Annotated in this window: 7 protein-coding genes; all 7 read right to left on the bottom strand. The window is 72.5% G+C overall.

The window, feature by feature from the left end; genetic code table 11:
- Positions 1-5: 5 nt before the first annotated feature.
- Genes E1294_RS13635 through E1294_RS13605 form a run of 7 tightly spaced genes read right to left on the bottom strand, consistent with a single transcriptional unit; the run spans position 6 to position 7990 of the window.
- Positions 6-1847, bottom strand: coding sequence for an ABC transporter ATP-binding protein (locus E1294_RS13635; RefSeq protein ID WP_132508426.1), 1842 nt, complete (start codon positions 1845-1847; stop codon positions 6-8).
- Positions 1844-3526: an ABC transporter ATP-binding protein gene (locus E1294_RS13630; protein ID WP_132508424.1), complete on the bottom strand. Its 1683-nt coding sequence runs from the start codon at positions 3524-3526 to the stop codon at positions 1844-1846. The genes E1294_RS13635 and E1294_RS13630 overlap by 4 nt, the downstream gene beginning before the upstream one ends.
- 8 nt (positions 3527-3534) lie before the next feature.
- Complete coding sequence (locus tag E1294_RS13625) at positions 3535-3762, bottom strand: MbtH family protein (RefSeq protein ID WP_132508422.1); 228 nt, start codon at positions 3760-3762, stop codon at positions 3535-3537.
- Positions 3737-4555: an ABC transporter ATP-binding protein gene (locus tag E1294_RS13620; protein WP_132508420.1), complete on the bottom strand. Its 819-nt coding sequence runs from the start codon at positions 4553-4555 to the stop codon at positions 3737-3739. Before E1294_RS13620 ends, E1294_RS13625 begins: the two co-directional genes overlap by 26 nt.
- The gene (locus E1294_RS13615) at positions 4552-5604 is read right to left on the bottom strand and encodes a FecCD family ABC transporter permease (protein WP_132508418.1); all 1053 of its coding nucleotides are present in this window, start codon (positions 5602-5604) and stop codon (positions 4552-4554) included. Before E1294_RS13615 ends, E1294_RS13620 begins: the two co-directional genes overlap by 4 nt.
- Positions 5601-6656, bottom strand: a complete 1056-nt coding sequence (locus E1294_RS13610; protein ID WP_246082998.1) for an iron chelate uptake ABC transporter family permease subunit — start codon at positions 6654-6656, stop codon at positions 5601-5603. The genes E1294_RS13615 and E1294_RS13610 overlap by 4 nt, the downstream gene beginning before the upstream one ends.
- Positions 6656-7990 carry a lysine N(6)-hydroxylase/L-ornithine N(5)-oxygenase family protein gene (locus E1294_RS13605; protein WP_246082997.1) on the bottom strand — a complete coding sequence of 445 codons (1335 nt, stop codon included), beginning with the start codon at positions 7988-7990 and terminating at the stop codon, positions 6656-6658. The genes E1294_RS13610 and E1294_RS13605 overlap by 1 nt, the downstream gene beginning before the upstream one ends.
- Positions 7991-8158 lie beyond the last annotated feature (168 nt).

The raw sequence follows: 8158 nt of genomic DNA, 5'->3' as shown, positions 1-8158 counted from the left end.
GCTGCCTAACGTGATGTCGACGTGGGGGTGCGCGCCTCCCAGGCACGCCAGAGCTGCGCGTACCGGCCGCCCGCGGCGACCAGCTCCTGGTGCCGGCCCTGCTCCACGATCCGGCCGTGCTCCATGACGACGACCCGGTCGGCGGCGGCGGCCTGGGTCAGCCGGTGGGCGACGATCAGGGTGGTCCGTCCCCGGGTGGCCGCGGCGGCGGACTCCTCCAGGGTGCGCGCGCCGAGGCTGCCCGCCTCCGCGGTGGCCTCGTCGAGGATGGCGATCGCCGGGTCGACGAGGATCAGGCGGGCGAGGGCGAGTTGCTGGGCCTGGGCCGTGGTCAGCTCGTGGCCGCCCTCGCCGACCACCGTGTCGAGACCGTCGGGCAGGGCCGTCGCCCAGTCCAGGGCGCCGACGGCGGACAGCGCGGAGGCGATCTCGCCCGGCGAGGCCCCCTGCCTGGCCAGGCGCAGGTCCTCGATGAGAGGGCCGGCGAAGACGTGGACCTCCTGGGTGATGATCGCGACGTGCGCGCGCAGCCGGTCGGGCGGCAGCGCCACGCCGCCGACGGACACGGTGCCGCTGCCGGGGCGCAGGATGCCCGCGGCGATGGCCGCGAGCGTGGACTTGCCCGCGCCCGTCGACCCGACCAGCGCGACGCGGGCGCCGGCGGGCAGGCTGATGGAGACGCCGTGCAGCACCTCCGGCCCGCCGTCGTAGCCGAAGCGCACGCCGGACAGCTCCAGCCCGGCGCCGCCCGGCGCGCTCGCGCCGGCGCCAGGACAGCCCGCGTCGCCGCCGCGAGCCGCCACGCCGCCAGCGGGACGGTCGGCGTCGCCAGCGGGACGGTCGGGGCCGTCGCCCTGATCCGGCGCGAGGTCCACCACGCCGACCAGCCTGGCCAGGCTCGCCGCCGCCGCCTGCAACTCGTCGAACGTGAACAGCAGCATGCCGATGGGATTGAACAGGCGGTGGAACAGCACGGCCGCCGCGGCGCTCTGGCCGACGGTGGCGGCTCCCGACCGGACGAGGAGGAACCCGGCCACGAGGATCGCGGCCAGGCCGAAGAACTCCGCCCGGTTGACCCGGCCGACGAAACGGGTGAACAGCGTGAAGACCGACACGGAGATGTCGTGCACCTGGTGCGAGGCGTCTCCGATGTCGCGCAGCCGGCGCTGCTCCAGCCGGTAGGCGTGCACGGTGCGGGCGCCTTGCATGTTCTCGACCAGCAGTTGCGAGTTGCCGGCCACGGCGCGCCGCTCGGCGGCGTACTTCGGCGCCGCCCGCGGCAGGTACCACCGCAGCGCCGCGACGTAGAGCGGGACGGCGACCGCGCCAGCGAGCCCGAGTCGCCAGTCCATCCCGGCCATCGCCGCGATGCTCAGCACGCCCAGCAGGAAGGCGGAGATCATCGTGGGGACGACGCTGGTGGCGGCCTTGCCGATCGAGGCGGCGTCGGTGCTGACCCGTGACAGCAGATCTCCCTTGCCGACCCGTTCCAGCGTGGTGACGGGCAGGGCGAGCGCCCTGGCCACCGTACGTTCGCGCAGGTCCGCGAGCATGTGCCCGCACACCCGGCCGATCAGGTACGTGGCGGTGCCGGTGGCGGCGCCGCCGACGACGGCCGCGGCCACGATGACGACCGCGATGGGGACGATCGCCGAGACCGGCGCGTTCTCCCTGACGCGGTCGACGAGGTTGCCCAGGGCGTACGCGGGCACCACCGACGCGGCGGCGCCCACGACGCCCACCAGCGCGGCGAGCGTGCCGCCGATCCATCGCGCACGGAGTTCGAGCCGCAGCCACGCCCAGGTCCTGCGGGCGTCGGCTACGGGCAGCCTGTCTGGTCCGGTCATCGCAGCACCGCCCGGTTGTAGTCGTCGTCGGTGACGGCCAGTCCGGCGTGGGTGCCCTCGGCGGCGATCCGGCCGCCGTCGAGGACCACGACCCGATCCGTCATGGCGAGCAGGGCCGGGCTGCTCGTCACCACCACGGTGGTGAGGTGCCCTGAGCCGGGGTGGCGCAGGGCGCGCAGTCCGCGGGCGATCTCGTGCTCGGTCACCGCGTCCACGGCGGTGGTGGGGTCGTGCATCACGAGGATCGCGGGGCGTGCCGTGAGCGCGCGGGCCAGCGCCAGGCGTTGCCGCTGCCCGCCCGAGAGGCTGGCGCCCCGCTCCGCGACGACGTGGCCGAGGCCGTCGGGGTGGGCGGAGACGACCTGGTCGGCGGCGGAGGCGGCCAGCGTGGACTCGTCCAGCGGCCCGCCGGCGGTCACGTTCTCCTCGATGGTCCCGGTGAACAGGTCCGTGAGATGCGGTTCCACGAGCATCGCCCGGCGGGCGTGGTCCGGGTCGAGGTGCGCCAGATGCGTGCCTCCGATGAGGACGCCGCCTTCGTACTCGTCGGGCGCCACCCGGCCGGACAGGATCTTGACCAGTGCCTCCCCGTCGGCGGAGCGGTGGGGCACCACGCCGACGAATTCGCCGGGACGCACGTGCAGGTCGACCCCGTCCAGTGGGCCGTACCTGAGCGCCCGCAGTTCGAGGTCGGGTGAGCCGGCGTCGAGCGTCTCCGTGCCTTCGGGCAGCAGCGCGGGCGCGTCGAGGACGGTGGCGACACGGTCGGCGGACGCCCTGGCCTCGGCGACCCAGCCGGGCACGACGGCGAGCGTGCCGATGGGCTCCATCAGGAACTGCGCGAGGCCGATGACGGTGATGAGCTCGCCGGCGGTGATCGTCCCGTTGAGCGCGAACCATCCGGCCAGGATCGCGATGCCGCCGGCCAGGAGCGCGCCGCCGGCCGTGGAGGCGGACAGGTACGCGCCCTGGGTGCGCGCCGCGCGTAACGCGGCCCGCAGGGACCGCCTGCTGACCTCGTCGTAGCGGCCGGCCGCCGCGTGCTCCGCACCGATGCCGCGCAGCGGGCGCACCCCGCTGACCAGGTCGGCCGCCAGCGAGGTGGCCTCGCCGGCGAGGTTCTGCTGGTCGGTGACCCGCTTGGTGATGAGCGGGGTGGCGGCCTGGAGCCCGAGGAGCACCACGGGGGTTCCGACCAGCACGGCCAGCCCGAGTTGCACGTCGATCACCAGCAGCGCGACGGCGCTCACCGCGGTCGCCGTCACCGCCCCCGCGACGCGCGGCACGTAGTCCAGCAGGTAGGACGTGTTGTCGGTGTCGGTCGTGGCCACGGTGAGCAGGTCACCGGCACGGCGGTCGGTCCTGATCCCGCGCGGGTGCATGATCTTGGAGGCCACTTCGACGCGCAGCAGGTGCGCCTCGTCCGCGATGGCGATCATCAGCCGGCGGGCGCCGAAGCGGTAGGCCATGCTCAGGACGGTGAACAGGCCGGCCAGGACGGCCACCCAGAGCAGGAGGGCGCCGCCGTCCCCCGGGCCGATGGCCTGGTCGACGATCACCCCGATGAGGATCGGCACCAGCGACTCGCACACCTGGTGCAGGCTGATCAGGCCGGTTCCCGTGCCCAGCTGCCACCGGTTGCGCACCACCGCGCGCCACAGGACCCGCCGGCCGGTCATGGGCCGCGTCACTGCTCGGCGGCCATGCTCTCGCGCAGGCTCTTGGGCCGCAGGTCCGTCCAGTGCTCCTCGACGTAGTCCACGCACTCCTGGCGCTTGCTCTGGCCGCCTTCACCGAAGACGACCCGCCAGCCCTGCGGCACCTCCTTGAACGTCGGCCACAGGGAGTGCTGCTCCTCGTCGTTCACCAGCACGTAGAAGGTGCCGTTCTCATCGTCGAAGGGATTGTTGGACATCGTGTCTCCTGACTGCGTGGTGGGATCGGGGGATGACCAGCGGGGTGTGGGTCTCCGGGTCGTCGATGATGCGGCAGGGCAGGCCGAACACGTCCTCGATCAGCTCGGCGGTGACGATCTTCCGGGGGTCGCCCTGCGCCACGACGGCGCCCGCCTTCATCGCGATGATGTGGTCGGCGTACCGGCAGGCCTGGTTGAGGTCGTGCAGGACGGCCACCATGGTGTTGCGCTGCTCCCGGTTCAGGCGGAGGCAGAGTTCGAGCAGTTCGATCTGGTGGGCGATGTCGAGGAACGTGGTCGGCTCGTCGAGCAGCACGATCGACGTCTCCTGGGCGAGCACCATCGCCACCCAGACCCGCTGGCGCTGGCCGCCGGAGAGCGTGTCGACGAGCCGCCCGGACAGGTCGGTGACACCGGTGGCCGCCATCGCGCCCACCACGGCCGCCTCGTCCTGGGCCGACCACTGTCTGATGAGTTTCTGGTGCGGGTGGCGCCCTCGTGCCACCAGGTCGGCCACGGTGATGCCGTCGGGCGCGATCGACGACTGCGGCAGCAGGCCGAGCCGCCTGGCGACCTCCTTGGCCGGGTAGGAGTGAATGTCCCCGCCGTCCAGCACGACCTGGCCCGCGGACGGCTTGAGCAGCCGCGACAGCGCTCTGAGCAGGGTGGACTTGCCGCAGGCGTTCGGGCCGACGATCACGGTGAGCGCGCCGTCGGGGATGTCGACGCTGAGGTGCTCGCTGATCGGCCGGTGGTCGTAGCCGAGGGTGAGGTCCCTGCCGCTCAGTCTCATGAGCCCGCCTTCCGCATCGGCCTGGTCAGCAGCCAGGCGAAGTAGAGGCCGCCGAGCGACACCGTCACCACGCCCACGGGAAGCTGGGTGGGGGCGAACGCGCGCTGGCCGAACCAGTCGCTCGCGGTCAGCAGCAGCGCGCCCATGGCCGCCGAGGGCGCCAGGGCTATGCCGGCCGTACGCGTGAGCAGGCGGGCCAGCTGGGGGGCGGCGAGCGCGACGAAGGAGACGGGTCCCGCGGCGGCGGTGGCCACGGCGGTCAGCGCCACGCCGACGACGAGATAGAGCAGCCGGGCCCGTTCCGTGCGCACGCCGAGCGCGGCGGCGGCCTCCTCGCCCATCGCCAGCAGCGACAGGCGCGGCCCGAGGGCCAGCAGGCATCCGGCGAGCAACACGACCGCGGCGGCCACGGGCGGGACGTGCTCCCACTTCACCGTGTTCAGGCTGCCCTGTCCCCAGATCGCCGCGGCGACCGCCAGGCGCAGGTCGACCCTGATGACGAACCACTGGTTCACGGAGGCGAGGACCGCGCTGATCGCGATCCCCACGATGATGAGCCGGAACCCCTGCACACCCTGCTTGTACGCCAGCAGGTAGACCACCAGGGCGGCCGCGAGCCCGCCGATCAGGGCGCCCGCCGCGGTCTCGTAGTAGCCGCGGCCGACCAGCACCATCGTGACCAGCACCCCGGTGTAGGCGCCGGTGTTGAACCCGATCACGTCGGGGCTGCCGAGCGGGTTGCGCAACAGCGACTGGAAGACGGCGCCGCTCAGCCCGAGGGCCGCGCCGATGAGCAGGGCCAGCAGCACGCGCGGCAGCCGCCACTCCACGACCACCAGGCGCGTCGCGCCCGGCCCCTGCCCGGCCAGCGCCTGGATCACCTCGCCTGGCGGCACCTCGAACTCTCCGGTGCCCAGCCCGAGCACGGCGACCGCCGCGGCCGCGAGGCCGAGCACGGCGCAGACGAGCGCCGTGCGCGCGCCGAACCTGACGGATGCGCGGGACCGGCGGACGATGACGACCCGGTGCCCGAAGTCCACCCCGCTCACGGGCTCGTCACCACCCGCCGGCGGATCAGCCAGATCAGCACCGGCGCCCCCAGGAACGCGGTGACGATCCCGGCCTGCAGTTCGGCGGGTCGGATCAGCACCCGTCCCGCGACATCGGCGCCGAGCAGGAGGATCGGAGCGCAGATCACCGTGTACGCGAAAATCCACCGCTGGTCGGGCCCGACGATCCGGCGGACGGCGTGCGGGACCATCAGGCCGATGAACCCGATCGGGCCCACCGCCGCGGTCGCCGCACCCGTCAGGAGCGCCACCGAGACCACCGACAACACGCGTGTCCGGGTGACGCCGGCGCCCAGCGAGCGGGCGAGGTCGTCGCCCAGCGCGACGGCGTTGAGCGAGCGGGCGGCGGCGAACGCCAGAACCAGGCCGGCCAGGATGAACGGCGCGACCGCTTCGGCGATGGGCAGCGGCCGGCCGCCGAGCATGCCGACGTCCCAGAAGCGCAGGTAGTCGAAGGCTCGCGGCTTCAGGAGCCGGATCGCAGCCGAGACGCCCTCCATGACGGCGCCGAGCGCCACGCCCGCGAGCGTCAGCCGGAGCGGCGTTGCCTCTCCGCGACCGATCGAGCCGAGCGTGTAGACGAGGACGGTGGCGAAGGCCACCCCGGCGAACGCGAACCACACGTACGACCAGATGGAGGTCAGGCCGAGGACCCCGATCGCGAACACGACGAAGAGCGCCGCTCCCGCGTTCATTCCGAGGATCTGCGTGTCCGCCAGCGGGTTGCGCGTCACCGCCTGAATGACCGCTCCCGAGACGCCGAGCGCGGCTCCCGCCAGCAGCCCCAGCACGGTCCTCGGAACCCGCAGCTCGCGCACGATCGCGTGGTCGTCGCTGTCCGCGACGTGGGCGAACGCGTCCCAGACCGTGCCGAGGCCGATGTTCTTGGTGCCGACGGCGATGCTCAGGACGCACGTGGCGACGAGCGCCGCCACGAGCACGAGCAGCCAGCCGCTCCGGCCGGCGTTGCCCGCGGCGACGCCCGCCGGCCGGTCCGCCGGTGCGGCCGGCCGGCGATCGGAGAGGATCACTACGTCGCCGCCCTGGCCCGCCGCATGTGGCCGGCCAGCAGCGAGTCGCGGATCTCGCCGGCCCGGACGGCGGTGGCGGACAGGAGCGTCGAGGTGAGGCCGTGGGTGTGTTCACCCGCTCCTTGCAGGTAGATGCCCGCCGACACGTGCGCGGGCGTCTCGACGCGGTAGTCGCGGCCTATCCTGAGCCGGTCCTCGTCGTCGCGCAGGCATAACTTGGCGGCCTGGCCGAGAACGGCGCCGATGTCCTGGGGCCGGTAGCCCGTGGCGTGGACGAGGAGGTCCGCTTCGAGCACCTCGTGCTCGCCGGTGGGCAGATATTCCACCGTGACGTCGAGCCGGTCGTCCCGTTCGCCGATCTCGCGGATGCGTGAGGCGCGCAGGACGCGCAGCCGCTCGCCGCCCTGGACCTTCTCCCGGTACATGGTCCGGTAGAGGGACTCGATGAGGTCCATGTCCACCACGGAGTAGTTGGTGCCGCGGTGGTAGTCGAGCAGGGACTGCTTGACGGCCGACGGAGCGCCGAAGAACGTGTCGACGGCCTCGGGATCGAAGATCTGGTTGGCGAAAGGGCTGTCATCGGCCGGGGTGTAGCCGTATTTGGCGATGACGGCGCAGATTTCCGCGTCGGCGAAGGTGCGGTGCAGGTAGTCGGCCGTCTCGGCCGCGCTCTGGCCGGCTCCGAGCACCAGCGCCCGCCGTACCGGGATCCCGGCCTCCTTGAGGGCGGCCACCCGGGGCAGCAGCTCGCTGTTGTGCCACACCCTGTCGGAGACGACCGTTCCCGGCGGCAGGTGCGGCTCCAGCCCGGTGGCGACGCAGAGGTTGCGGGCCCGCCGTACGGTGGTGTGCCCGGGACGCTCCGGGTCCGTGCTGATCACGTCGAACGCGGGGATGCCACCGCCCTCCGCGGTCACCGGCTCGACGGACACGACCTCCTCGGCGTACGCGACCAGGTCGCGCACCCGCTCGGCCGCCCACTCGAAATAGGCGTGGAACTCGATCCGCAGCGGGAAGAGCGTCTTGTGGTTGAGGAAGTCCACCAACCTGCCGCTGTCCTTCAGGAAGCACAGAAAGCTGAAATCGCTGGCGGGCTCGCGCAGGGTGACCAGGTCTTTCAGGAATGACACCTGCATGGTCGCGTCGTCGAGAAGCATCCCCTTGTGCCAGCCGAAGCCGGGCTGCTTCTCCAGGAATCGCATGTGAAACCGTTCGGGTGCCGGGACCCGGGCGTTGTGCTCCCGCAAGGCGATCGCCAGCGCGAGGTTCGATGGGCCGAAGCCGATTCCCAGGATGTCGTAGGTGCCGTTGAGTCTGCTCAGCAGTGTCTCCACCGAGGCATCGCCTCCCTCTGCGGCAGATGCTAGATTAGGTTAGCCTAACCTTGCAAGGAGGGTCGTCCGCCCCGAAAGGGAGGTGGCCGCTCCCGGCCATGACCGGGATCCGGCACACCTCGGAGCAGCATCTTGTGACGCGAACCTCGCGATCGACGGGACCGGCGA

It is taken from the genome of Nonomuraea diastatica (assembly GCF_004349015.1).
Taxonomy (GTDB): domain Bacteria; phylum Actinomycetota; class Actinomycetes; order Streptosporangiales; family Streptosporangiaceae; genus Nonomuraea; species Nonomuraea diastatica.
Note: the sequence above shows the minus strand (reverse complement) of the source record. Positions and strands in the feature narration are given on the sequence as shown.